24 protein-coding genes, 2 tRNA genes and 1 riboswitch are annotated in these 26041 nt (G+C 54.4%); of the genes, 22 read left to right on the forward strand and 4 right to left on the reverse strand.

What is annotated here, in order from left to right:
* Positions 1-3 precede the first annotated feature (3 nt).
* Genes EJ361_RS10400 through argH form a run of 3 tightly spaced genes read left to right on the forward strand, consistent with a single transcriptional unit; the run spans position 4 to position 3004 of the window.
* The gene (locus tag EJ361_RS10400) at positions 4-1077 is read left to right on the forward strand and encodes a M20 family metallo-hydrolase (RefSeq protein WP_126245525.1); all 1074 of its coding nucleotides are present in this window, start codon (positions 4-6) and stop codon (positions 1075-1077) included.
* Between the two features lie 5 nt (positions 1078-1082).
* The gene (locus EJ361_RS10405; protein ID WP_126245526.1) at positions 1083-1661 is read left to right on the forward strand and encodes a GNAT family N-acetyltransferase; all 579 of its coding nucleotides are present in this window, start codon (positions 1083-1085) and stop codon (positions 1659-1661) included.
* A gap of 11 nt (positions 1662-1672) precedes the next feature.
* A complete protein-coding gene (argH, locus tag EJ361_RS10410) occupies positions 1673-3004 on the forward strand; it encodes an argininosuccinate lyase (RefSeq protein ID WP_126245527.1) in 1332 nt (443 codons plus the stop codon).
* A 75-nt stretch (positions 3005-3079) separates the two neighbouring features.
* Here the strand turns inward: argH and EJ361_RS10415 are convergent, their stop codons facing one another.
* Positions 3080-3454 carry a hypothetical protein gene (locus EJ361_RS10415; RefSeq protein ID WP_126245528.1) on the reverse strand — a complete coding sequence of 125 codons (375 nt, stop codon included), beginning with the start codon at positions 3452-3454 and terminating at the stop codon, positions 3080-3082.
* Between the two features lie 159 nt (positions 3455-3613).
* Between EJ361_RS10415 and EJ361_RS10420 the strand changes: the two genes are divergently transcribed.
* Complete coding sequence (locus EJ361_RS10420) at positions 3614-4621, forward strand: AraC family transcriptional regulator (protein ID WP_126245529.1); 1008 nt, start codon at positions 3614-3616, stop codon at positions 4619-4621.
* Between the two features lie 63 nt (positions 4622-4684).
* On the opposite strand, the gene EJ361_RS10425 is transcribed toward EJ361_RS10420, so the two are convergent.
* On the reverse strand, positions 4685-7057 hold the full coding sequence (locus tag EJ361_RS10425; RefSeq protein ID WP_126245530.1) for a TonB-dependent receptor: 2373 nt from the start codon (positions 7055-7057) through the stop codon (positions 4685-4687).
* Between the two features lie 105 nt (positions 7058-7162).
* Positions 7163-7255, reverse strand: a riboswitch (TPP riboswitch).
* Positions 7256-7429: 174 nt separating this feature from the next.
* Between EJ361_RS10425 and EJ361_RS10430 the strand changes: the two genes are divergently transcribed.
* From EJ361_RS10430 to EJ361_RS10475, 10 genes are all read left to right on the forward strand, one after another.
* Positions 7430-7837, forward strand: coding sequence for a single-stranded DNA-binding protein (locus EJ361_RS10430; RefSeq protein WP_126245531.1), 408 nt, complete (start codon positions 7430-7432; stop codon positions 7835-7837).
* A 777-nt stretch (positions 7838-8614) separates the two neighbouring features.
* A complete protein-coding gene (locus EJ361_RS10435) occupies positions 8615-8848 on the forward strand; it encodes a type II toxin-antitoxin system MqsA family antitoxin (protein ID WP_164714167.1) in 234 nt (77 codons plus the stop codon).
* Between the two features lie 431 nt (positions 8849-9279).
* Positions 9280-9351: transfer RNA gene (locus tag EJ361_RS10440), tRNA-Met, on the forward strand.
* A gap of 349 nt (positions 9352-9700) precedes the next feature.
* Positions 9701-9772 (forward strand) — tRNA-Met (locus tag EJ361_RS10445).
* Positions 9773-9971: 199 nt separating this feature from the next.
* On the forward strand, positions 9972-10847 hold the full coding sequence (gene era, locus EJ361_RS10450; RefSeq protein WP_240646596.1) for a GTPase Era: 876 nt from the start codon (positions 9972-9974) through the stop codon (positions 10845-10847).
* Between the two features lie 25 nt (positions 10848-10872).
* Positions 10873-12186: a ribosome biogenesis GTPase Der gene (gene der / locus EJ361_RS10455; RefSeq protein ID WP_126245533.1), complete on the forward strand. Its 1314-nt coding sequence runs from the start codon at positions 10873-10875 to the stop codon at positions 12184-12186.
* 80 nt (positions 12187-12266) lie between these two features.
* Complete coding sequence (locus tag EJ361_RS10460) at positions 12267-12473, forward strand: hypothetical protein (RefSeq protein WP_126245534.1); 207 nt, start codon at positions 12267-12269, stop codon at positions 12471-12473.
* Between the two features lie 115 nt (positions 12474-12588).
* Positions 12589-12801 carry a hypothetical protein gene (locus tag EJ361_RS10465; protein WP_126245535.1) on the forward strand — a complete coding sequence of 71 codons (213 nt, stop codon included), beginning with the start codon at positions 12589-12591 and terminating at the stop codon, positions 12799-12801.
* A 109-nt stretch (positions 12802-12910) separates the two neighbouring features.
* Entirely contained in the window at positions 12911-13453 is a 543-nt protein-coding gene (locus EJ361_RS10470; RefSeq protein ID WP_126245536.1) for a hypothetical protein, read from the forward strand.
* Between the two features lie 81 nt (positions 13454-13534).
* Positions 13535-13954 carry a hypothetical protein gene (locus EJ361_RS10475; protein ID WP_126245537.1) on the forward strand — a complete coding sequence of 140 codons (420 nt, stop codon included), beginning with the start codon at positions 13535-13537 and terminating at the stop codon, positions 13952-13954.
* 15 nt (positions 13955-13969) lie between these two features.
* Here the strand turns inward: EJ361_RS10475 and EJ361_RS10480 are convergent, their stop codons facing one another.
* The gene (locus EJ361_RS10480) at positions 13970-14374 is read right to left on the reverse strand and encodes a hypothetical protein (RefSeq protein WP_126245538.1); all 405 of its coding nucleotides are present in this window, start codon (positions 14372-14374) and stop codon (positions 13970-13972) included.
* 148 nt (positions 14375-14522) lie between these two features.
* Complete coding sequence (locus EJ361_RS10485; RefSeq protein ID WP_126245539.1) at positions 14523-16136, reverse strand: S41 family peptidase; 1614 nt, start codon at positions 16134-16136, stop codon at positions 14523-14525.
* 114 nt (positions 16137-16250) lie between these two features.
* On the opposite strand from EJ361_RS10485, the gene EJ361_RS10490 reads away from it, so the two are divergent.
* From EJ361_RS10490 to EJ361_RS10525, 8 genes are all read left to right on the forward strand, one after another.
* Positions 16251-17105: an N-acetylglucosamine kinase gene (locus EJ361_RS10490; RefSeq protein ID WP_126245540.1), complete on the forward strand. Its 855-nt coding sequence runs from the start codon at positions 16251-16253 to the stop codon at positions 17103-17105.
* A gap of 4 nt (positions 17106-17109) precedes the next feature.
* Positions 17110-17922 carry an N-acetylmuramic acid 6-phosphate etherase gene (gene murQ / locus EJ361_RS10495; RefSeq protein ID WP_126245541.1) on the forward strand — a complete coding sequence of 271 codons (813 nt, stop codon included), beginning with the start codon at positions 17110-17112 and terminating at the stop codon, positions 17920-17922.
* A 21-nt stretch (positions 17923-17943) separates the two neighbouring features.
* A complete protein-coding gene (locus EJ361_RS10500; protein WP_126245542.1) occupies positions 17944-18507 on the forward strand; it encodes a hypothetical protein in 564 nt (187 codons plus the stop codon).
* 104 nt (positions 18508-18611) lie between these two features.
* Entirely contained in the window at positions 18612-19295 is a 684-nt protein-coding gene (locus EJ361_RS10505; protein WP_126245543.1) for a succinate dehydrogenase cytochrome b subunit, read from the forward strand.
* Between the two features lie 15 nt (positions 19296-19310).
* Positions 19311-21284, forward strand: a complete 1974-nt coding sequence (locus EJ361_RS10510; protein WP_126245544.1) for a fumarate reductase/succinate dehydrogenase flavoprotein subunit — start codon at positions 19311-19313, stop codon at positions 21282-21284.
* A 29-nt stretch (positions 21285-21313) separates the two neighbouring features.
* Entirely contained in the window at positions 21314-22057 is a 744-nt protein-coding gene (locus EJ361_RS10515) for a succinate dehydrogenase/fumarate reductase iron-sulfur subunit (protein ID WP_126245545.1), read from the forward strand.
* Between the two features lie 206 nt (positions 22058-22263).
* The gene (locus EJ361_RS10520; RefSeq protein ID WP_126245546.1) at positions 22264-23652 is read left to right on the forward strand and encodes a Gfo/Idh/MocA family protein; all 1389 of its coding nucleotides are present in this window, start codon (positions 22264-22266) and stop codon (positions 23650-23652) included.
* Positions 23653-23728: 76 nt separating this feature from the next.
* Positions 23729-25852 carry a S9 family peptidase gene (locus EJ361_RS10525; protein ID WP_126245547.1) on the forward strand — a complete coding sequence of 708 codons (2124 nt, stop codon included), beginning with the start codon at positions 23729-23731 and terminating at the stop codon, positions 25850-25852.
* Positions 25853-26041 lie beyond the last annotated feature (189 nt).

Consider the following 26041-nt stretch of genomic DNA (forward strand, 5'->3'; position numbering starts at 1 on the left):
TATATGTGGAATCAACAACGATATGAAGACGCCGTTCAGCTATTGAAAACGCTCATCGCCACGCCTTCCTTTTCCAAAGAGGAAGACGGCACCGCCGCTATCCTGGCGGGCTTCATGGAAGATCACGGGGTAAAGTACCACCGTCATCTCAACAATGTATGGGCGCTCAACAGGCACTTCGATCCGGCGAAACCCACCATCCTCCTCAATTCCCATCACGACACCGTTAAGCCCAACCCGCAATATACCCGCGATCCGTTTGCTCCCACCGTGGAAGACGGCAAGCTCTTCGGCCTCGGTTCCAACGACGCCGGCGGCTGCCTGGTGAGCCTCATCGCGGCGTTCCTGCATTTTTACGAAACGGAAAATCTTCCTTACAATATCGCCATCGCCGCCACGGCGGAAGAAGAGATCAGCGGCGTCAACGGCATCGAAAGCGTGCTGCCCCTGTTGCCGGAAATCGACTTCGCCATCGTAGGCGAGCCCACGAAAACCGACCTCGCCATCGCCGAAAAGGGCTTGATGGTACTGGATTGCGTGGCCCACGGCAAAGCCGGGCACGCCGCGCGCGACGAGGGAGACAATGCCGTGTATCATGCGATCGACGATATCAACTGGTTCCGCAATTACCGCTTCCCCAACGTGAGCGAAACGCTGGGGCCGGTGAAAATGAGCGTGACCGTGGTCCATACTTCCAACAAGGCGCATAACGTAGTGCCGGCGGAATGTTCGTTTGTAGTGGATTGCCGCGCTACCGACCAGTACACGCTGGAAGAAATGCTGGGCACCATCCGCGCTAACGTGAAATGCGACGTGAAGCCACGCTCCATGCGCATGCGGCCCTCCTTCATCCCGAAAGAGCATCCGCTCGTGCAGGCGGGCATCGGCCTGGGAAAACAGCTGTACGGTTCGCCCACCACGTCTGACCAGGCGCTGATTCCGGCTACCTCGGTGAAAGTGGGCCCGGGCGACAGTGCCCGCTCGCATTCGGCCGACGAATTCATTTACCTCGACGAGATCCGCCAGGGCATCGATACCTACATCCGCCTGCTGTCTGTCGTGAATGGCGTAAATTAGTGACAATGAAACAGCTTAGCCTCGAAAATAAACGTGTACTGCTGCGTCCGCTGGAACTGTCTGATCTCGATAGCCTGCTGGAAGTATCGCTCGAACCGGCCATGTGGACGGTGGGCTCCACGGCCATCCGCGACCGTGATGAGCTGGAACGCTATATATGCAAGGCTTTGGCCGAAAAGGAAAGGGGAGAATCCATTCCCTTCACGATCGTAGACAAACAGAACGGCCGCGTTGCGGGCAGCACCCGCTTCGCAGCGATCTCCGAAATGCATAAGCGCACCGAGATCGGGTACACCTGGATCCATCCCGATTTTCAGCGCAGCGGCCTCAACCGCGCCATGAAATTCGCCATGCTGCAATACGCATTCGAAGTCTGGGGGCTGAACCGGGTGGAACTGAAAACGGACGAGCGCAACGAAAAATCCCGCAACGCCATGCTGGGCATCGGTTGCAAGCAGGAAGGGATTTTGCGGCATCATATGGTTACCTGGACGGGCCACTTGCGCAACACCGTGTATTTCAGCATGCTCCGCGAAGAATGGCAGGACGTCCGCCAGCGGATTTTCGGCAAATATGATTTTTAAACTGATTGACGATGAAACTTTGGCAGAAAGATAAAGCCTCCCTCGCGGCGGTAGAACAGTTCACCGTAGGCCGCGACCGCGAAATGGACGCTTACCTCGCGCCCTTCGACGTGCTCGGCTCGCTGGCGCACATCGCCATGCTGGAATCCGTAGGGCTGCTGCCCGCGGCAGACCTGGCCGTGCTGCAACAGGAACTGAAGAATATCTACCGCGAAATCGCAGAAGGGAATTTTGTGCTGGAAGACGGGGTGGAAGACATTCACTCGCAGGTGGAGCTGCTGCTCACCCGGCGCGTGGGCGAATCCGGCAAGAAGATCCACAGCGGCCGGTCCCGCAACGACCAGGTGCTGGTAGACCTCAAGCTGTTCCTCCGCCACGAACTGGAAACGATCGTGGGCGAAACGAAAGAACTTTTCGACCTGCTGCAAAAGCAGAGCGAACAGTATAAAGGCACCCTCGTGCCCGGGTACACCCATCTCCAGATCGCGATGCCCAGTTCGTTCGGATTGTGGTTCGGTGCATATGCGGAAAGCCTGGTAGACGATTTGATCATGCTGCAGGGCGCTTACCGCGTGGTGAACAAGAACCCGCTGGGCTCGGCGGCCGGCTACGGCTCGTCGTTCCCGCTGAACCGTACGATGACCACGAGGCTCCTGGGATTCGAGGCGCTCAACCACAACGTGGTGTACGCACAGATGGGGCGCGGGAAAACGGAGAAACTGGTAGCCTTCGCGCTGGCAGGCATCGCCGCTACCGTGTCGCGCATGGCCATGGACGCTACGCTGTTCATGAACCAGAACTTCGGGTTCATCGGTTTTCCCGATGAACTGACGACCGGTTCGTCTATCATGCCCCACAAAAAGAACCCCGACGTTTGGGAGCTCATCCGCTCGCATTGCAATAAATTGCAGGCGCTGCCCAACGAGATCGCCATGATGACGGTAAACCTGCCGTCCGGGTACCACCGTGACTTGCAGCTGCTGAAGGAAAACCTGTTCCCCGCGTTCGAAACGCTGCGCAGCTGCCTGCGGATGAGCCGCCTCATGCTGGAAAACATCCGCATCAAGGAAGATATCTTAAAAGACGAAAAATACCGTTACCTGTTCAGCGTGGAAGTCGTGAACCGCCTCGTGCTGGAAGGCACGCCGTTCCGCGAAGCGTATAAACAGGTAGGGCTCGACATCGAAAGCGGCAAATTCGAACCGGACACAGACATCCGCCATACCCACGAAGGCAGCATCGGCAACTTGCAGAACGATGCCATCAAAGCCCAGATGGACGCGGTGATCGGCGGATTCCCCTTCGCCTCGGTACACGCGGCGATCGATGCGCTCGTTAAATAAAATCCAAAGTATTTCCGGGAATGGAAAAGGGACGTCTGCTGAAGACGCCCCTTTTTTTATGTGTATCTCGCGATGTCAGGCGGTAGCGAAGCTGCGCATTCCTTTCTGCTGGAGAATGGCCATGGCAGCCACCCACAGCGCCACGCCGGCGATCAGTAAAGTGCCGATGCCGGAGATCAGCGGGAAGAGGAAGAGAATGGCCACGGCGCTCCCGATCACCCATACCGTATCCAGCCGGATGATCCATTTCACGGCGGAAGGAGAAGGGCGCTGTGCCACGAAAAGCACGCCCGAAGCGAAAACGACGAGGAATAACCCGACGGCGACGAAGGGGGCGGTGGCGGTAACGCCGGAGATGTTTGCGGCTACACCAGGGAAAATGGCCAGCAACAGGCCGGTTGCGAGGGAAGAAATACCGTTGATGCGTAAGGTGGTGGTTAAAGGTATCATGGTGATTGTGTTTTGATTTGTTTTTGTTGGATTGGATGATACAAAAGTAGCGCGACCCACCCGCCCGGGCGTTATCCGCAGGCGACAATCAATTGTCATTTCACGACAACCGTCGTATCTTCCCGCCACACCGCTCTAACTTTGGTGAAAACTTCTGCCATGCCCGATTATCAGCAACAACTACTTCGCGCATTATTAGCCTACGTCACGCAACGCGGCGCCGATCCCAAACGGCTATGCGCCCTGTCTAACATCGACGCACGCATATTGCAACAAGGACATCCCGTGGCCGTAACCGCCACCGAAGTGAACAGCCTCTGGAAAAACGCCGCCCATGCGGCAGAAGATCCGCTCTTCGGATTGCACTTCGGCGAAGCCATGCAACTGGCGGCCCTGGGCGTGGTGGGACAGATCATCCAGACCAGCAATACCATAAGCGAAGCCGTGGCGCACGCCGGTGCATTGACGCCGCTGCTCACCGATATGTTCTGTATGCAAACCGAACACGGTGCCAAGCAGTTTTCTATGCGCTTCGTCGCCGATCCGGTCAAAGCTGCAGATCATCCCCATACGTTCAAACATTTCAGCGCATTCATCGCCGTGTTCGCGGTGCATGAACTGGATGGCCTCCTCATGCGCCGGCTTTCGCCCGTCACTGTCCAATTGCCTTACGATGTGGAGGAAACGGCGGAGTTCGAACGGGTGCTGCGTTGCCCGCTGAAAAAGAAAGGCGAAGCGCTCACCCTTACATTCGACAACAGCTGGCTGCACCAGGAAATCCTGTCGGCCAATTACGAATTGCAAAGCATCCTGCTGCAACAGGTCCATGCGCTGCAGGCGGGCGCCCAGCCGGCGGGGGATTTTCATGCACGCATCTTTCAATACCTGCTTTCCAATTCTTATCTCTATTCCGCATCCCTCGAATCCGTGGCGGCAAATTTCAGTATGAGCCCGCGGAGCCTGCAACGCAAGCTCGCAGGAGAAGGTGTCACGTTCCTGCAGGTGCAGGACGAAGTCCGCAAAGCCCTTGCGCTGGATTATCTCCGTTCCGGCCATCATTCCGTAAAAGATATCGCGTACATGCTGGGCTACAACGAGTCGAGCGCATTCCTCAAAGCCTTCAAACGGTGGACGGGCAAGACGCCCGGTGAAATGCGCACGGCATAGAATGACGAAGCCGGCGTTGTGCGCCGGCTTCAATACCTGGTTCGGATATGGATTTCAGAAACGTTACAGACCGATTTTCACACCGGCCATAAAATTAATGCCCGCCATAGGGAAATAATTGTTGATCGCTTTCATGGTGCCGCCTTCGAGGTAACCGTAGGTGTAGCCGTTGGGCGCGTATCGTTTGTCGGTAAGATTGTAGGCGATGAATTGCAGGCCCAGCTCGCGGAAGATCCGCTGCGGAACGGTGTAATTGAGGCGCAGGTCGGTAACGGCGTAGCCATCGAGCCGGCGGTTTTTATCGCCTGAATTGTCGAGGTACTGCGGGCCTACGCCTTTCTCCACGAGGTCTGCAGAAAATCCTTTGAACGGCCGGAACGTAAGCGTAGCGCCGCCTACGAAAGAAGGGGAGAACGCGATTTCCGTGCTTTCGTATGTCTGTGTTTTCTGGCCGCCGTTGTCCCAATCATCGAGGTATTCGGTGAATGCGTTGATGCGGTTGCGGCTGAAAGCGGCGTTGGCCTGAACGGTAAGCCATGCTGCGGGCGTGTATTGTCCTTCCACTTCGATCCCCAGGCGATAGCTTTCCGGGATGTTTGTGCGGGCATATGCGCCCACGTCGTTGATACGGCCGGTGGGTACGAGCTGGTTGCGGTAATTCATGTAGTACACGTTCGCCTGAACGCTGGCGTTGGCGCCGCGCCAAACGTAACCGGCTTCGAGGTTGCGGAGGGTTTCATGCAGCGGGGCCTGTGCACCGCCCACTTCGAAATCGTCGCGGTTCGGTTCCTTGTTGCCGATGGCGTAAGAAGCGTAAATGTGCTGTTTTTCGTTGATCGTGAAAGTGGCACCGCCCTTGGGATTGAAGAAATCGTATTTCTTATGTTGACGGATGCCCGGGTTCTTGCGGAAGCCGTCCAGTTCGTAGTTCACGTGCCTGTATTGCAGATCGGCAAAGAGTTTCAACTTGCTGGTCACCGCGAATTCGCCTTTCCAGTATACGTTCAGGTCGGTCTTGAGGGCGTCGAGGTCATACCAGCGGAAGTCTTTGTCGAACGCGCCTTTTTCCGCCCAGATTACTTTGCCGTAGTGGTTGCCTTCGTATTTGTTCCAGCCGCCGCCTGCCGTCCAGGTGAATTTATTAAGGTCTTGACGGATGGAGAAAATACCGCCGTAGAAGTGGTTGTCGAGCCACAGCTGGCGGATGAGGTCGCTTTGGTGTGTGGTGTCGCCATCGTGTACGGGGCCGGTGATGCCGTAATCCACGTACCAGTCGTTTTCCCGCCAATTTTCGTAATAGCCGCGGCCGCGGGTGTAATGCAGCGCGGCGTTGAAATGGAGGTTGGGGCGGAAGGCGTGGTTGAACAGCAGTTGGTAATGGTCTTGCTGGTAATTATCGGTTTCGTTGTCGTAGAATCCGCCTTTTTCCATTTTCCCGTTGGGGTTGTAAGTCCGGCCGAATTCCCTGATCTCGGCGTCGGTGGAGCCGGTCCAGGCCTGGTAAGTTTTTTCCTTGCCGGAGAATACGTTAAGGCGGATGGAGGATTTGCCGGCGATGTAGGCGAATGAGGTGTAGAAAGATTTGAGGTCGGAGGTGGCGCGGTCTATATACCCGTTAGATGAAACTTTCGACAGGCGCACATCGGCGGTGAAGTGATCGTTGATGAGCCCGGAACCTGCGCTGACGGTGGTTTTCCAGCTATCGAACGAGCCGTAGGAGGCGTTGATCTCGCCGTATGCCTTATCGCGGAATTCGTTGGTGGAAAGGTTGAGCGATGCGCCGAAAGCGCCGGCGCCGTTGGTGGAGGTGCCTACGCCGCGTTGCAGCTGGATGCTGGAAACGGAGGAGGCGAAGTCGGGCATGTTCACGAAAAAGGTGCCTTGCGATTCCGCGTCGTTAATGGGGATGCCGTTAACGGTGACGTTGATGCGGGTGATATCGGAGCCGCGGACCCGCATGCCGGTGTATCCGATGCCGGCCCCGGCGTCGGAGTTGGTGGTGACGGACGGGAGTTGGTTGAGGAGAAGGGGGAGGTCTTGCCCCAGGTTTTGTTTGGCGATGTCTTCGCGGCGGAGCTCGGACTTGGTGAAGGGCGAGTTGGTGCCGGCGCGGAGGGAGGTGATTTCCACGGGTTTCACGAACAGTCCGGTTTCGGAGAGGGTGAAATGCAGCGTGGAGGTGCCTTTGCGGAGGGTGTCCCTGCTGGGGGCGTATCCGAGGAAGCTGGCCTGTACGATGGCGGGCTGCTGTTTGGGAAGGGGGAGGGAGAAACGGCCGCTGGCGTCGGTGATAGCGGAGGGGCCGTTAAGAATGGCGATGGTGGCGCCTTCCAGTGGTTGACCGGTGCGCGCGTCGGTGGCGGTGCCGGAGAGTGTTCTTTGTGCCAGTGCGGCGGTGGTGCAGCAAAGCAGGGCAAAGAGCAGGAGATGTTTCATGATCGGTTCCTGTTTATGACGGTTTTAAGGTTCGATGACCAATAGCGGAGCTGGGCCGGTGAAGGCCGCGCCGATGTACTATCGCAATAAAAACAGGTAAGTAGGAAATGTGCCGCTTACCTTTCCTTACCAGCATTACCTGGTTAGGTTCAACGGGTTTGATCTCAGCCTGATAGTAAGGCACCCCGAGGTGAAAAGAGCCGTTTACGGGCCCGTATTCCCGGCAAAGGTAGCTATAGCGCCGGAAAAAAGGTGAAATAATTTTTCGTGTTTGAAAATTGCCTTAACTTACAATTCGTTAACCCGATACTGCTTTCTGATAGAATAATTCCCATAGCCAACTTTTTTATTTGTTAACCTAAATCACAAACAATGATTAAGATTCAATTGATCGGTCACCTGGGCAAGAATGCTATTTTGCATGAGGTGAACGGTAAGCAGGTGCTGAATTTCAGTGTAGCGCATAATGAGCGTTACAAGAACGGGCAGGGCGTGGCGCAGGAGCGCACGATCTGGGCCGACTGTGCGATGTGGGCGCCGAATGCGGTGGGGGCTTACCTGCTGCAGGGAACGTACGTGTATGTGGAAGGCGTGCCGTTCCTGGATATGTACACGACGCAGAACGGGGCGCCGGCATGTGCGCTGAAGGTGCGGGTCACGAACGTGCAGTTGCTGAATCACGGTCCGCGGCTGGAAGGGAAGCCTGGTGGCGAGGGTGCCCCGGAAGGCGGACTGGCGGCGCCGGTGCCGGAGGATGTGACGGAGGAGCTGCCGTTTTAATGAGTCCCTAAACTAATCCATGTTATTTCGATGATAAGTACAGGCAGCCGGCTGGAACGGCTCGGCTGCCTGCATCTATTTCCCTGGGCTGGTGTGCGGCTTGGAGTGGGAGAGGTGTGCGCTTTCGGGATGGGGGAATTGAAGGTGGAAGCAGCCAATTGAAGGGCTGATGGATAGGTTACTACAATGAGCGGATGGAAAGGATATTGAAATGAACTGATGGATAGGATACTGAAATGCGCAGGTGGAAAGGATATTGAAATGAACTGATGGATAGGATACTGAAATGCGTAGATGGAAAGGATATTGAAATGAACGGATGGATAGGATACGGAAATGCGCAGATGGAAAGGATATTGAAATGAACTGATGGATGGGATACTGAAATGCGCAGATGGAAAGGATATTGAAATGAACTGATGGATGGGATACTGAAATGCGCAGATGGAAAGGTTATTGAAATGAACGGATGGATAGGATACTGAAATGCGCAGATGGAAAGGATGGTGAAATGAACTGATGGATAGGATACTGAAATGCGTAGATGGAAAGGATATTGAAATGAACTGATTGGGTGAGTTGCGCTGATCGATAGCGTAGTAAAACGAAAGATCGGGTAGATTGTGTTACGTTGTTTGTGCAAAGATGAAAGTTGAAGTATGAAGTTGAAAGCGGAGATATTCCAGCAATATTCTATGCAGCTGTTTGTTATGAGCGAATTCGGTAAAAGGAGCCGGTAAGGAAATGAGCTTTATTCACCGAAAATTGATACGAACGATGGAATGTACGCAATGCAAAAAAGGAAAAAGGGAACCAGGACAAGTCACCGTATTTCTCGAAAGAGATGACGCCGCATTCGTCGTGCGCGGCGTACCCGCGGATATCTGCAACGCATGCGGATTTTACGATGTGTCCCCTGAAATTATGGATATACTGGAAAAGAAAGCCACGAACATTCTGCAGCAGGAAGCGCGTATGAAATTAATGCACTTGCGACCGGGATCTGCGTAACTGGCTGTCACAGCTGCGGTATGGCCGATTTGTGGAACGCATACATTCATTGCTAATATGGTTGTTTAACTTCCAAGCTAATATGGTTGTTTAACTTCCAAACAGGAATGGCTATGCCTGTATTCTGCTTCTGCATCGGCGGAAATGGCTACGGCCTGAATGTGTTGTTTCACATGAATGTATTGTTTCATGGGAATTGAAATCGCTGTTTACCTGCAGCAGGAAACACAAATGACATTGTTGCAAGTAAGGACGTTTCCGACAATCGACTGCAGCTAACAGCATGTATTCATCCATTCGGGAGAAAAAATATTTTCGGCTGTGATGCTTTGCTGTAGGTGGTTTCGATGTTTTTCGAATAAATTTCCCCAAAAGAATTGAAAAATAAATTTCGCTTTAGGAAATATTTTCTCTTACATTTGCACCCACATTGCGAGGTAGAGCAGAGGTAGCTCGTCGGGCTCATAACCCGAAGGTCAGAGGTTCGAATCCCCTCCTCGCTACAGCAGAAGCCGCGAATACTTGATGAAGTGTTCGCGGTTTTTTATTGATGTTTTTTCTCGGATCGCCGGAAAAATTTCCTCTTCCCGGACACCTCGATTACATCAATCGCCCTGTTCCCAATTGCTACCTGGTTCCTGTCACCTACATCCTGGCACAAGCATAACTCATGCAACATTATATGCCATCTTACAACGCGGGCCTCACAAAATCGTATAGCTTGTAAATTTTTTTTATTCCCTTGTAATCCCTACCAGCGAAGGTCTTCGTCATTTCCGCCGGCTCATTAATCCCACGATTCCCAAAAAATATTTGTCAGCCGAAATAATTCCCTTAACTTTGCAACCACATTGCGAGGTAGAGCAGAGGTAGCTCGTCGGGCTCATAACCCGAAGGTCAGAGGTTCGAATCCCCTCCTCGCTACGAAAGAAAGTCGGAATCCCGCTCCCGGAGCGGGATTCACTTTTTTATAAACATCAGGGCCACACGTACGGATATCCGCAAAAATGCACCGTCTATCGAATCTTGCCGAACCGCTTCGGCTTTTTTTATTTGTGCTACCTTTGCAGCCGAACTCCCCGGTATCACATCCCCGAGGCCGTTCAACGAATTAAATTTTATAATGATGCATCGCGCAGGTTTTGTCAATATTTTCGGGAAACCGAACGCAGGAAAATCAACCCTCCTGAACGCCATCCTCGGCGAAAAACTCGCCATCGTTTCCCCCAAAGTCCAAACCACCCGCCACCGCATCACCGGCGTTCTCACCGAACCCGGCTACCAGATCGTCTTCTCGGACACCCCCGGCATCATCGACCCGAAGTATAAAATGCACGAGAAAATGATGTCTGCCGTGAAGTCCGCACTCGAAGACGCCGATATCGCGCTCCTCCTAATGGATGGCCGTGATAACCTCGACGAATGCCTCGAACTCTTCGGTTCCCTCAAGCTCAAAGGCACCTCCATCCTCGTTATCAACAAGATGGACAACCTCGAAGCCCCCGCCATCGAAGAAATCAAAGCCAAATGCCTCGCCTGGGGCAAAGCCAAATCCGTCATCTTCATCTCCGCCATCCAGAAGAAAAATATCGACCTCCTCAAAAAGGAAATCGTTCAGCTCCTCCCCGAAAGCGAGCCCTTCTACCCGGAAGACACGCTCACAGACCGGTCTACCCGCTTCTTCGTAGCCGAAATGGTCCGTGAACAGATCTTCCACCTCTTCGAAGACGAAATCCCCTACCACACCGCCGTGGTAGTCACCCTCTTCCAGGAAAAACAAACACTGACCAAAATATCCGCCGATATCGTCGTAACCCGTGAAACGCAAAAAGGCATCATCCTCGGCGAAAGAGGACGGTCCATCCGCGAAATCGGGTCCCGCGCCAGACAGGAAATCGAAAAATTCCTCGACCGGAAAGTTTTCCTCGAGCTCCATGTCAAAGTGCGCGACAAATGGCGCGACAACGATAATTACCTCCGTGAATACGGATTATTGTAAACAACGACTTTAAAATCTGAATAATATGCCAGGGTTCACAGTAGCCATCGTCGGACGCCCGAACGTTGGGAAATCCACCCTCTTCAACCGCCTGCTCGAACAACGAAAGGCCATCGTCGACGACGTTAGCGGCGTTACCCGCGACCGCCAGTACGGCATCGCCGACTGGAACGGCAAAACCTTCAACGTCATCGACACCGGCGGTTTCGTATCCCGCTCCGAAGACGTGTTCGAACGTGAGATCCGCAAACAGGTGAAAATCGCCATGGAAGAAGCGAACGTGCTGATTTTCATGTGCGACGTTACCACCGGTATCACCGATCTCGATGCCGACGTGGCCGACCTGCTCCGCCGCTCCTCCAAACCCGTGTATCTCGCCGTTAACAAGGTAGACAACCACGAACGCCAGCTCGAAGCCGCCGAATTCTATTCCATGGGCTTCGAAAACATACACTTCCTTTCTTCCATGACCGGCAGCGGCACGGGCGAACTGCTCGACGATATCGCCGCCCTCATCCCCGAAGAAGAACAGGCGACGAACGAAAACGACGGCATCCCCAAGATCGCCATCATCGGCCAGCCGAACGTGGGTAAATCCTCGCTCCTCAACGCCCTCGTCGGCGAAGAACGCAACATCGTTTCCGACATCGCCGGCACCACACGCGATACCATCCATACCCGCTACCGCCTGTTCCAGAAGGATTTCATGCTGATCGACACGGCCGGTATCCGCCGGAAAGCCAAAGTGCACGAAGATCTAGAGTTCTACTCCGTGATCCGCGCCATCAAGGCGCTGGACGAAGCCGACGTATGCCTCCTCATCCTCGACGCCGAAAAAGGCATCGCAGGACAGGACCTCAGCATCTTCAGCCTCGCCGCCCGCAAAGGGAAAGGCCTGGTGATTTTCGTGAATAAATGGGATTTGGTGGATAAACAAACCAACACCGCCCGCGACTACGAAAAGGCACTGCGCGAGCGCATCGCACCGTTTTCCGACGTGCCCATCATCTTCGGTTCCGTGATCGAGAAGCAACGCATCTTCAAAGCCGTAGAAACTGCATTGGAGGTATACGACAACCGCCAGCGCAAGGTGCAAACCTCGGTGTTGAACGATATCATGCTCAAGGCGATCGAAGCGCACCGTCCGCCGGTGGTTCGCGGCACGGCCATCAAAATCAAGTACGTGACGCAGCTGCCCACGCATACACCGGCCTTCGCGTTTTTTGCGAATTTGCCCGACGATATCAAAACACCGTATAAAAATTACCTGGAGAACAAACTCCGCGAAAACTTTAATTTCCAGGGGGTTCCGATCCGGATTTTCTTCCGGAAGAAGTAATTTCCCCGTATTATATTAAAATTTATTTTGTAATACAGGAATTTTGAATACCTTTGCGGCGTTTTAAAACAAACATCAACATGAAAAAATTATTCGTACTCGCTATCGCTGTTGGCGCATTCGTAGCTTGCAACAACGCTGCTACCACTTCTAACGACTCTACCACCGTAGCTACCGATTCTCCGGCTGTTGCTCCCGTAACTGACTCTGCTGCAATCGTAGCTGATTCCGTTGCTGTTACTGCTGACTCTGCTGCTGTAGCTGCTGATAGCACTCACAAACACTAATTAGCGTTTGATGAAAGTATATGGTCCTTCCGGTGCAAACCGGAAGGACTTTTTTTTGTTTGGCACAGTCATTGCGCGGATAGGGGAGTATTAAACCATCAAAACCATATCTCAGATGAAAAAGTTATTCCTGCTCGCATTCGCCGCCGGACTTTTCGCGGCCTGCAACAACAACGCATCCAACAACACCGATTCTACTGCTGTTCCGACCGATTCTCCGGCAATGGAAGAACCGACGCTCACGCCGCCGGACACTTCCATGCAGGCCACCGACTCTACCAGCCTGACGCCCGCACCGGCCACCGACAGTGCTGCACCGAAGCAATAGTTTCGCATGTTGAAAACGCATATGGATCCTTCCGGCAATGAGCCGGGAGGATTTTTGCTGTTTGGCACAGCAATTGTTCAGATGGGGAACTAATTAACCGGAACGAGCAATGAAACGAAGCCTGATAACGATGTTGCTGCTATGCAGCCTGTGTGTGTTTGCCACCGCTCAGAACGACCCCGGGAACTACGTGTTCCGCTTCCCCGGTACAGACCTCCGCGGCCTGGCCCGGCTCCCGCAATCCACGCGCGACAGCATCCTTACGGCCTTCTCCCGGTTCAACCCCGCCACGCTCGATTTCTCGCAAGCTTCCCCGCAACACGGCGCCGCACTGCGTTCCGTGCTCATGGATATGATGGAAACGGTACGCACCGTCATCCGCGACCCTTCTGCTGCCGGTGAAATGGACCGCAAAATGACCTTTCTCCAGAAGAAAATGGACGAAGTCCAGGAAAATATCATCGAGGAAGATGCACTCAAACAGCTGAAGCAGGCCTACGAAGACGATCGCGCCCGCCGCACCCGCGAATTCGAATTGCGATCTTACAGCAACGGCCGGGAGCAGAAAATGGCCAAACGCCAGCTGGAACAGGAGTTGCGCGATCTCCGCAAAGATTACGAAGAGGAACGGGCGCGGGTCCGGCATCGTTGATTCCCCCTTTTATGTCATAGGCCCGGTGCCGGGAAACCCTTATTTTTAGGTCAGAATACCCTATAACCGAACCGTACGCCTATGAAATCCGCACCCTTCTGGTATGCCTTGCGCATATGGCTGGCCAGTGTGGCCATTTCGCCGCTGATCTTCATCATAACTATTTTCGACCGCATGCCCGGCAGCATCCTGCTCGATTTTTTGCTGTCGCTACTGTTGCTCGCCGTGTCATTGCTATTCGGGCTCCCGTCGCTATTCGTTTTCGGATGGTTGATGGCGCGCAAATTCTCCACCGGGGCCAGCGAGCAAGAGCTGAGAAGCTACGCGTCGCGCTGCGCACCGTTCGTATTGGCGTTTAACTTTCTGATGCTGTGGGTGATTTTACGGTCAGACGTGCTCGCCGATCCCTGGTTTTACCTGCGGCTGGTAGGCGTGTACCTGCTCACGACCCTGTTTTGCATCCGGTACATCCGCTTGCTGGGAATCAATGGTCTGCGCTGATGATGGCGGTCTGCGCTAACGTTTTTTATCCGGCAACAGATAGAAAATGATAAACGAAACCAGTAGAATCAAACCGGATAGCGTCAGGTAATACATCATCGTACTGCAAAATAAATGCATGCCGGGGATTTTATGTCTTTCCGGCCTTAAATTTTTTGGCTGCAATACGTCCCGTTTGGAACAGCAAGAAAAGTATACCGCCCGGGTAGGTCGGGCTGATGCCAGCGCCAGCCAAGGGATGCGTGTACCAAACCGGAACTGCTGTTGCCGGAGGAGCTGCAAAATCACCATCAAATGGAAAACGGGGAACAGGCCCAGGCAGGCTATCGGTAAAATGTCGGCATTCGGCCAGTGTTGAATTTTGAAAATGGCGCCGAAGAACAGGGCGATCATGGAGAGGACAAGGCAAAGGATTTTCATGGCTGCTTTTTCTTTTTGTCAGGCAGCAGGACGTAAATAAGGTAAATCGCGAATAGGATGCGAATGATATAGGGGGACATGCTGGCAAATTACGAAAAAAGCCGGAGAGGAAGGGTTCCGCTCCGGCTTTTGACAAGTTATTGGATAACTACTTGGTTTTCTGCAATTCCTGCACCGCGCGGGTGATCGCCGGATCGCCGGCGTTGGCGACTTCGTAGAAACCCTCCGTCCTCCAGCGCTGGCGCGCCAGCAGGGCTTTGATACGGGTGCGGATCTCATCGTTGTCTTTCGCCGAAGCGCGGCTCATGTTCACGCCTTCTTCCGTGGCCAATGTCCGGAAACCGGCCATCATCTTATCATTCACCTGCCAGTCGCGGTTGAACGACGAGGCGTCCTTGAAAGCGCTGAACTCTGCGGCGTTGGCGGTATAATATTGATATACGAAATCGCCGAACACGTTGCGGTTATACAGTTCGGTGAGCAGTTCGGAATAACGGGTGGTATCGAAGGGGATGAAAATATCCGGGGTGATGCCGCCGCCGCCGTAAACGATCGCGCCGCTGGGGCCTGGCTTACGGAATTTAAGGCTGGAATCCACGGGTCGGATGCTGTCGCCGTTCACGAATTCACCATGGTTGTATCGGTTGGCGATATCGTCTTCATAGGCTTCACGGCCGTTTTCGTAGCTTTTCTGGATGCTCCGGTTGGAAGGCAGGTAATACCGCGCGATGGTGAGCCGGAGGGTAGCGCCGTTATCCAGCTCGAATGGTTCCTGCACGAGGCCTTTGCCGAAGCTCCGGCGGCCGATGATGATGCCGCGGTCCCAATCCTGTACCGCACCGGCCAGCACTTCGCTGGCGGAAGCGGAACCTTCGTCGATAAGGATGGCCAGGTTCCCTTTCTCGAACGCGCCGGGGCGGGAGCAGGTGTAATCCTGGCGCGGGGAGTTTTTGCCCTGCGTATAGACGATGAGTTTATTGCCGTCGAGCACCTCGTCGGCCAGGCGGGTAGCCGCATCCAGCAGGCCGCCGCCGTTCTGGCGCAGGTCGATCACGAGCTGCTTCATGCCCAGTTTTTCCAGTTTGCGGGTAGCTTCGAGGAATTCGGTGTAAGTGGTGGCGGCGAATTTGCTGATCTTGATGTATCCCACGGTGGGGGCTGTCATATAGGCCGCGTCTACGCTGTTCAGGGGAATGACGCCGCGTTTGATGGTGATGTCCAGTTCCCGGGCGCCCCGCAGCATACGGGTTTTAACGGTGGAATTACGAGGGCCGCGCAGCAGTTTGCGGATGGCTTCCGCCGTGATGTTCTTCCCGGCCACGTTCACGGAATCGTCGACTTTCAGGATTTTGTCGCCCGTCAGCACGCCCGCCGCATCCGATGGGCCACCGGCGATCACGCTGAGGATGTTCACCGTATCCTTGATAATGTTGAATTCTACCCCGATGCCTTCGAAGTTGCCGTCAAGGTCTTCGTTCACCTCCTGCACATCTGCCGGTGGAATATATACCGAATGGGGATCGAGGTGGGAGAGGAGCCCTTCGATGGCGTCTTCCTGGATGGTGGCCACGTCGAGCGTGTCTACATAATTATATTTCAGGAGGTCGATCACTTCCTGCAGGGAGCTTCTTCTGTTGACGAAAAAACTGACGGAATCACCGTTCCGGGCCGCGGGCATCTTATGCCCCAGGTACATGCCCAGTGCCAGCACACCGGCAAACATCAGGGGCAGCCAAACTTTTATTCTTCTGTTGTCCGACATATGATTATTTAAAACGTTGAGGGGAATCCACCCTTTTGTTTAACTTGTGACAAAAATAACATATTCACAAGCAAAACATCTACATCTCAATCTTAATTTCATAAACGATCGGATATGCCTTCGAAAGTTAAGCTGGTGGCGGATAGCGGGTCCACCAAAACGGAATGGTGCCTGACGGACGGCAAGAAGCGGCAGACCTGGATGACGCAGGGCCTCAGCCCGTATTTTCTCACCAGCGTACAGATAGAGGAGGCCATCCGGGCGGAGCTGCTGCCGCAGATGGACGATGTTTTGCCCGACCGGGTCTTTTTCTACGGGACCGGCTGCAAGGCGGAAAACAACATAAAACTGGTCCACAAAGCCCTCCATGCCGTGTGGCCGAAGGCAAAAGTGGAGGTAACGCACGACCTGATGGGGGCCGCCCGCGCCCTGTGCGGCCATGAACCCGGCATCGCAAGCATCCTCGGCACCGGCTCCAATTCCTGCTATTATAATGGTAAAGAGATAGAAAAGAACAACCCGGGCCTGGGGTTCATCCTGGGCGACGAAGGCTCCGGCGCCTATCTCGGCAAGAAAGTACTCCAGTATTACCTGTACGATACCTTTGACGGGGACCTGAGCTACCGGTTCGACCAGAAGTTCGGCATCCAGCGGGATGAAATCCTCGATAACGTCTACCGCAAACCCCTGCCCAACCGCTACCTCGCCTCATTCACGCCCTTCCTGGCCGAGAACCGCGGGCATTTTATGGTCGAAAATATCCTGGAAGACAGCCTCAACGAGTTTTTTTTCAATCACCTCTATAAATACCGCGAAAGCTGGACAGTGCCCCTGCACTTCACGGGCAGCGTTGCCTTCCACTTCCGCGACGTCCTCGAAACCCTCTGCAACCTCTACGAACTGCAGCTGGGAAGGGTGCTCAAAAACCCGATGGACGGACTGGCATTGTATCACGAAGATCAAGATTAACCTTATGGCATTCACTAAAGTCACAGAGCAACCGAGCCAATACCGCCACCTGGAAACCATGACCATTCAGGAAGTGCTCACCAATATTAATAACGAAGACAAAACCGTTCCCCTGGCCGTGGAAAAGGCCATCCCGCAGATCACGAAGCTGACGGCCGCCATCGCCGACAAAATGCTGGCAGGCGGACGCCTCTTTTATATGGGCGCCGGCACCAGCGGCCGCCTCGGCATCCTCGACGCTTCCGAATGCCCGCCCACGTACGGCGTGCCCCAGGGGCTGGTTGTAGGGCTCATCGCCGGGGGGGATTCCGCCATCCGCAGGGCCGTCGAAAATGCGGAAGACGACCGCGAGCAGGGCTGGCGCGACCTCCTGCAGTGGAACATCACCGATAAAGACGTAGTAGTTGGCATCGCCGCCAGCGGCACTACGCCCTACGTGATCGGCGCCCTCAAAGCCTGCCGCGAAAAGGGCATCGTAACCGGTTCCATCTCCTGCAATCCCGGCTCACCCGTTTCCGAACATGCGGATTTCCCCGTTGAAGTAGTGGTGGGCCCCGAATTCGTGACCGGCTCCACGAGAATGAAATCCGGAACGGCGCAAAAGCTCGTCCTCAATATGATCTCCACCACCGTCATGATCCAGCTCGGCCGTGTGGAAGACAATAAAATGGTAAACATGCAGCTCAGCAACGAAAAGCTGGTAGACCGCGGTGTGAAAATGGTGATGGAACAGCTCCAGCTCGGCGACTATGAAACCGCCAAAAGCCTGCTCCTGGAATACGGCAGCGTGAAGCGCGCGGTAGAAAGCAGGAAATAAAAAATTACATAAATTGCCGCCATGCATGAAATAGAACCCTTTTATAACTGGCGACACCTGTATACAGCCGAGGAAGACGAGCTGTCGCCGTTCTATGGCCGCGAATACAGCGAATTCGAATTTACCAATACGGTTTATAACTATTACGTCCACCCGCAATGGGACGATTTCGGCGCGCCCAACCTGTACATGAAGCTCCTGTTCGCCGACTACCAGTTCAACTATGCCATCATCGAGCTGATCGGGGAGTGGAACGATGCGGTGGAGAACAACATCATGACGCTCAAGCGCGATGTGATCGACCTGCTCATTTCACATGGTATCAATAAATTCATACTGATCGGTGAAAACGTCCTCAATTTCTATTCTTCCGACGATTGTTATTATGAAGAGTGGTGGGATGATATCCGGGACGACGGGGGATGGGTGGTGCTGCTGAACCTGCCGCAACAGACGCGGGAGGAGTTCGAGAGCGCCCGGCTGGAGCATTACGTCCACCTGCTGGACGAGCCGAAATGGCGAACCTTTCTGCCGCAGCACTTGTTTAATCTCGTGGACAACTGGGTGATGAAGCGGCTGGAATAAGCATTTTTCGTGACATTTATCATTTGGTTTTAATTTTTCATGTTATAAATTTGCCCGACATTTCACTTATTTATTCATACTAAAGGAAGCTTAGAACGTATCTTATGAAATGGTCGCAATTCTTTTCAACCTCCATCGGTAAGAAACTGCTGGTAGGCGCCACCGGCTTTTTTCTGTGCACATTTTTGATCGTGCACCTGGCTGGCAACTTCTCGCTGATGAAAGACGATGGTGGTCAGGCCTTTAATCTGTATGCGGATTTCATGGGGCATAATCTCCTGATCCAGGCGCTGGCCTGGGGGCTGAAAGCGGTGATTGTTATCCACGCTTTCCTCGCCATCCAGCTCACCATCCGTAACCAGAAAGCCCGGCCGGTGAAGTATGCCGTTAAGCCCGGCAACAAAACTTCGTCCTGGTTCAGCCGCCAGATGGCGATCATGGGCAGCATCCTCCTCATCTTTATCGTTATCCACCTCGCCAATTTCTGGTGGAAGATGCACTATGGCGGCATCCCTACGAGCGTTTACGATGGCAAAAAAGTAGGTGATCTTTACACGGTAGTTTGGAAAGCATTCGGGAAAGTGGAGCTGGTAGCACTGTACGTTGTGGGTATGATCGCCCTGGCGTTCCACCTGGTGCACGGTTTCAAAAGCTCGATGCAGACATTCGGATTCAACCACCCGAAGTACAACGGCATGATCAATTTCATCGGCCTTTGGATCTTCGGCATCCTGATCCCCGCACTTTTCGCGCTGATCCCCGTGTACATTTACTTTAACAAAATCTGATAAAGCAAGGATATTATGTTGAACGCAAAAATTCCTGCTGGCCCTCTGGAGACCAAGTGGAGCAAATATAAAAGCACCGTGAAGCTGGTAAACCCGGCTAACAAACGGAAACTCGAGATCATCGTGGTAGGTACCGGCCTGGCCGGCGCTTCTGCAGCCGCATCCCTCGGCGAGCTCGGGTACAAAGTGAAAGTTTTCTGCTTCCAGGACAGCGCACGCCGTGCACACTCCATCGCGGCGCAAGGAGGCATCAACGCAGCCAAGAACTACCAAAACGACGGCGATTCTGTTTTCCGTCTTTTCTACGATACCGTGAAAGGTGGCGACTACCGTGCCCGCGAGGGTAACGTGTACCGCCTGTCTGAAGTGAGCGGCAATATCATCGACCAGTGCGTGGCACAGGGGGTTCCCTTCGCCCGTGAATATGGCGGATTGCTCAGCAACCGTTCATTCGGCGGCACCCAGGTGCAGCGTACCTTCTACGCCGCCGGCCAAACCGGCCAGCAGCTGCTGCTCGGGGCTTACTCCGCCCTGGAGCGCCAGGTAGCCCTCGGTACCGTAAAACAATACACCCGCCACGAAATGCTGGAAGTGGTGAAAATTGACGGAAAGGCCCGCGGCATCATCGCCCGGAACCTGACCACCGGTAAACTGGAACGCCACTTCGGCCACGCCGTCCTCATCTGCTCCGGCGGATACGGCAACGTGTTCTTCCTGAGCACCAACGCCATGGGCTCCAACGTTACCGCCGCCTGGAAGGCCCACAAAGCCGGCGCCTTCTTCGGTAACCCCTGCTTCACCCAGATCCACCCCACCTGCATCCCCGTTTCCGGCGATCACCAGTCCAAACTCACCCTCATGTCTGAGTCGCTCCGAAACGACGGCCGCATCTGGGTGCCCAAGAAAAAGGACGATCAAAGGAAAGCGACCGATATTCCCGAAGAAGAGCGCGACTATTACCTGGAGCGCCGCTATCCCGCCTTCGGTAACCTCGTTCCCCGCGACGTGGCCTCCCGCGCCGCCAAGGAAAGATGCGACGCTGGCTACGGCGTAGGCACTTCCAAAATGGCCGTTTACCTCGATTACGCCGACGCCATCAAACGTTACGGCACTATCGAAGCCGGTAAACGCGGCGAAGAGAACGCTTCCGAAGAAGAGATCATCAAAATGGGCAAAGGCGTGGTAGCCGAGAAATACGGCAACCTGTTCGATATGTACGCCAAGATCACCGGCGAAAACCCGTACGAAACCCCCATGCGCATATACCCAGCCGTGCACTACACGATGGGCGGCCTGTGGGTAGACTATGAGCTGATGACCACCGTTCCCGGCCTGTACGCCCTCGGCGAAGCCAACTTCTCCGACCACGGCGCCAACCGCCTCGGTGCCTCCGCACTCATGCAGGGCCTCGCAGACGGTTACTTCGTGATCCCCTACACCATCGGTAATTACCTGGCAGACGATATCCATACCAAAGCCATCCCCACCGATCACCCCGCATTCGTAGAAGCGGAAAACAAGGTGAAAAACACGCTGGACACTCTCATGAACATCAAGGGCAAACACTCCGTGGACCACTTCCACAAAGCCCTCGGTAAAATCATGTGGGACAAATGCGGTATGGCACGCAACGCCAAAGGACTGGAAGAAGCGATCAGGGAAATCCAGGCGCTCCGCGAAGAGTTCTGGAAAGATGTTCGCATTCCCGGAGAACAGAACGAACTGAACCCCGAACTGGAAAAAGCCGGCCGTGTTGCCGACTTCCTGGAACTCGGCGAGCTCATGTGCCGCGATGCCCTCCAGCGCAACGAATCCTGCGGCGGTCACTTCCGTGAAGAATACCAGGATGCGGAAGGCGAAGCCAAACGCGACGACGAGAACTTTGCTTTCGTTGCCGCCTGGGAATACAAAGGCCCCAGCAACTTCGACCTGCACAAGGAAAAACTGGAATTCGAGATCGTTCATCCGACCCAGCGTAGCTATAAATAAGTTTGATAAGGGATATAAAACTGTAAATTATGAAGCTCACATTAAAAGTTTGGCGCCAGAAAAATGTCCAGGACAAAGGCCGCTTCGAAAACTACGAAGTGTCGGACGTTTCGAAAGACATGTCGTTCCTGGAACTGTTCGACGTCCTCAATGAGCGTTTGATAAACGAAGGAAAAGAACCGATCGCATTCGATCATGACTGCCGCGAAGGCATCTGTGGCGCATGCTCCATGTATATCAACGGCCGTGCGCACGGTCCGTGGGAACAAACCACCACCTGCCAGTTGCACATGCGTGCCTACAACGATGGAGACACCATCGTGGTGGAACCCTGGCGCGCTGCGGCTTTCCCCGTGATCAAAGACCTGACGGTAGACCGCTCCGCGTTCGACCGTATCATCCAGGCCGGCGGTTACATTTCCGTGAACACCGGTAACGCGGTAGACGCCAATGCCATCCCCATCGAGAAGCACGACGCCGACATGGCGTTCGCTGCAGCTGCCTGTATCGGATGCGGCGCCTGCGTAGCGGCCTGCAAGAACTCCTCCGCGATGCTCTTCACCTCCGCCAAGGTTTCCCAGCTGGCATTGCTGCCGCAGGGCCACCCCGAGCGTACTTCCCGCGCGGAAGACATGGTGATGCAGATGGACAAGGAAGGGTTCGGTTCCTGCACCAACACCGGCGCCTGCGAAGCCGAGTGCCCCAAAGGCATCTCGATCAGCAACATCGCCCGGATGAACCGCGAGTTTTTCAGCGCAGGGTTCACCTCCTGATCAGACAGGTAACACTGACTATAAGGCAATTGCAAAAGCCGGCCCGGATGAAACGTCCCGGGCCGGCTTTTCACTTTGGGAAAATCCGTCGCCGCTCAGCAAATGTATCGTCCACTGATCCCTGTATTTGGCCGGAGATGCAGTATGGGCGCGTTTTAGCAGGTGTTTAGCCTTGTTTTTCCTGCGTCGCTTTCCTATCTTGGGGAATGGCAAATAATTCCCGTCGCAAATTCATCCGCGACCTTGGCAGCACCGCCGCCCTCATCGGCGCGGCTCCCCTCGCGGGCCTCGCAGCAGAACCCGGCCGCAGGGTACTCCTTCATCCCGAAAAGCGCGTGAGCGCCAACGACAAAATACGGATCGCCGGCATCGGCATGGGCATCATGGGTTTCGGAGACGTTTCCTGCGCCCTGAAAGTTCCCGGAGTGGAACTGGTAGCCGTGGCCGATCTGTATGATGGTCACCTCGACAAAGCGAAATCCGTTTACGGCAATCATCTCTACACCACCCGCGATTACCGCGAAATCCTCGAAAGAAAAGACGTTGACGCAGTGATCATCGCCACGCCCGACCATTGGCACGATACCCAAAGCATCGCCGCACTGGAGAAAGGCAAAGCCGTGTATTGCGAAAAGCCCATGACGCAGCAGATCGAAGAAGGGCATAAAGTGATCGCCACCCAGCAGCGCACCAAAGGCATCCTCCAGGTAGGCAGCCAGCGCGTGAGCAGCGTAGCCATGGCAGAAGCAAGGCGCAGATACCAGGCGGGCGACATCGGCCGGCTGAACCTCGTGGAAGCCAAGATCGACCGGCATTCCGCCCTCGGCGCATGGCAATATTCCATCCCGACGGACGCATCGCCCAAAACGATCGACTGGGATACGTTCCTGAAAGACACCGCCAAAATGCCCTTCGACCCGGTGCGCTTCTTCCGCTGGAGGAATTACCAGGCCTATGGCACCGGCGTTCCCGGCGATCTGTTCGTGCACCTCATCACCGGCCTGCACTTCATCACCGGCTCCAAAGGCCCCAACCGCATCTTCGCAAGCGGCAACCTCGTGCAATGGCAAGACGGCCGCGATGTGCCAGACCTCATGGTAGCCATTTTCGAATATCCTGAAACCCCCGAGCACCCGGCTTTCCAGATGCAGCTGCGCGTGAACTTCGCAGACGGCGGCGGCGGCGGGGAATACACCCGCCTCATCGGCACCGAAGGCGTCATGGAAATGGGCTGGAACGATTTCACCATCAAACAGCACAGGCTCCCCAAAGCCCCCGGATACGGCGGTTGGGACACGTACAACACCTTCACGCAAAGCGAACAGGAAGCCTTCGTGAAAAATTATATGTCCAAATACAGCGAGGCAGACCGCGCGCAGGCGAAATCGGAAGAGATCAAATACCACTCCCCGGCGGGGTACGACGATCGCCTCGATCACTTCACCAACTTCTTCGAATCCATCCGCAACGGTAAACCCATGGTGGAAGACGCCACCTTCGGCCTCCGCGCCGCAGGCCCCGCCCTGGCGGTGAATGAAAGCTATTTCAAGAAGAAACTGATCCAGTGGGATCCGGAAAAGATGAAAATCAAATAATTGCAGAATCGGGGCCCATGCGGCCCCGGTTTTATTTCGGGGTTTTCCTTATATTCAATCATTCTAAACCACTCATATGCGACTCCAGCCCCTTACCGTTTGTGCAGCCCTCGTGTTGTCGGCCTGCGCGCAAAAAGAAAAAAAGATGGAAAAAGTGAATGTGCCGCCGCCCGTCGCGGAAAAGATAGATCATAAAATGTCTATCCACGGAGACACCCGGAACGATGAATATTATTGGCTCAACGAGCGCGACAATCCGAAGGTAATCGCCTATCTCGAAGCAGAAAATAAATATACCGACACGATGCTGTCGCCCGTGCGCACCCTCCGCGAACAGCTTTTCAACGAATTGAAAGGCCGCATCAAGGAGAAAGATGAATCCGCACCCATCCTCGAAAACGGTTACGTGTATTACACCCGTTACGAAGAAGGCAAGGAATACCCGCTGTATTGCCGTAAAAAGGGCGAAACGTCCGCGCCGGAGGAACTGTACCTCGATGTGAACGACCTGGCCAAAGGGCACGCCTATTACCAGGTAGGCAGCGCTGATATCAGTCCGGACAATAAATTGCTCGTCTATGCGCAAGATACCGTGAGCCGCCGGTTGTACAATCTCCGTATCAAAAACCTGGAAACAGGGGAACTTTATCCCGAAGTCATACCCAACGCCGACCCGGGCATCGCCTGGGCGAAGGATAACAAGACCTTTTTCTACGGAACGAAAAACCCGCAAACCCTCCGCGTCGAGAAAATTTACCGGCACGTACTGGGTACCGACCCCGCGAAAGATGTTATGATCTTCCACGAAGCCGACGAAACTTTCAACACCTGGGTAGGGCGCACCCGCTCGCGCGATTACATCACCATCAGCAGCGAAAGCACCCTTTCCTCCGAAACCCGCATCCTCGAGGCGTCTAAGCCAGACGGCGCTTTTCGGGTATTTCAGCCCCGGCAGAAAGACATGCTCTACAACATCGATCACCGCGGCGATAAATTCTATGTCGAAACGAACCTCGACGCCAAAAACTTCCGGCTCATGGAAACGCCCGTCGGCAAAACAACGATGGACAACTGGAAAGAAGTGGTCCCGCACCGGCCAGACGTGCTGCTGCAGGGCTTTACGCTCTTCAATAATTTCCTTGTGCTGAGCGAGCGCAAGGACGGTCTTTCCCAGGTACGCATCATCCCCGAGAACGGGCAGGAACATTACCTCGATTTCGGCGAACCCGCCTACGTGGCCTACGTGATCGCCAACCCCGAGCTGGACACCAAAGTGCTGCGCTATAGCTATACCTCGCTCACCACGCCCAATTCCGTGTACGAATACAACATGGAAACGAAGGAAAAAACACTCCGCAAACAACAGGAAGTGATCGGTGGATACGATCCGAAAAACTATGTGACGGAACGCGTCTTCGCTACGGCTACCGACGGTACGAAAGTACCCATCTCACTCGTGTACAAAAAAGGGTTCGAGAAGAACGGCAAACATCCGCTTTTACTCTATGGATACGGCTCTTACGGCAACACCATGGAACCTAACTTCAACAGCAACCGCATCAGTTTGCTGGACCGCGGTTTCTGCTATGCCATCGCGCATATCCGCGGCGGACAGGAGCTGGGCCGGCATTGGTATGACGACGGGAAGATGTTCAAAAAGAAAAACACTTTCACCGACTTTATCGACTGTGCCGATTTCCTCGTGGAAAATAAATTTACCGATTCCGCGCATCTCTTTGCCATGGGCGGTTCTGCAGGTGGATTGCTGATGGGCGCCGTCGTGAATATGCGGCCGGAGCTCTGGAAGGGCGTGATCGCCGCCGTACCTTTCGTGGACGTGGTGACCACCATGCTGGATGAAAGTATTCCGCTGACGACCGGTGAGTTCGACGAATGGGGGAACCCCAAAAACAAGGATTCCTATTTCTACATGAAATCCTACTCGCCCTACGATAACGTGGAAGCGAAAGTATATCCCAATATGCTGGTAACCACCGGTCTGCACGATTCGCAGGTGCAATATTTCGAGCCGGCGAAATGGGTGGCCCGCCTCCGCGCCATGAAGAAGGGAGACAATCTCCTGCTCCTCGAAACCAATATGGAAGCCGGCCATGGCGGTGCCAGCGGACGTTTCAAGGCGCTGAAAGACGTGGCGCTCCAATATGCGTTCATGTTCTACCTGCTGGATATCGACAAATAGATTTACGCCCGCTGCAAATAAGGAAGGGCCGCATCTTTGAGGTGCGGCCCTTTTGTTTACCCTGACCCGTCCTGAAATAGGTTGACACAAATTTTCTCACAATGAGGAGATATCAATCACAGGGCGATGTCCGCCGTACGCAGAAGGATTATACGATGTCCTTTAAAATGCAGGTAGTAATGGAAATTG

This window comes from Chitinophaga rhizosphaerae (genome assembly GCF_003958645.1).
Classification (GTDB): Bacteria; Bacteroidota; Bacteroidia; order Chitinophagales; family Chitinophagaceae; genus Chitinophaga; species Chitinophaga rhizosphaerae.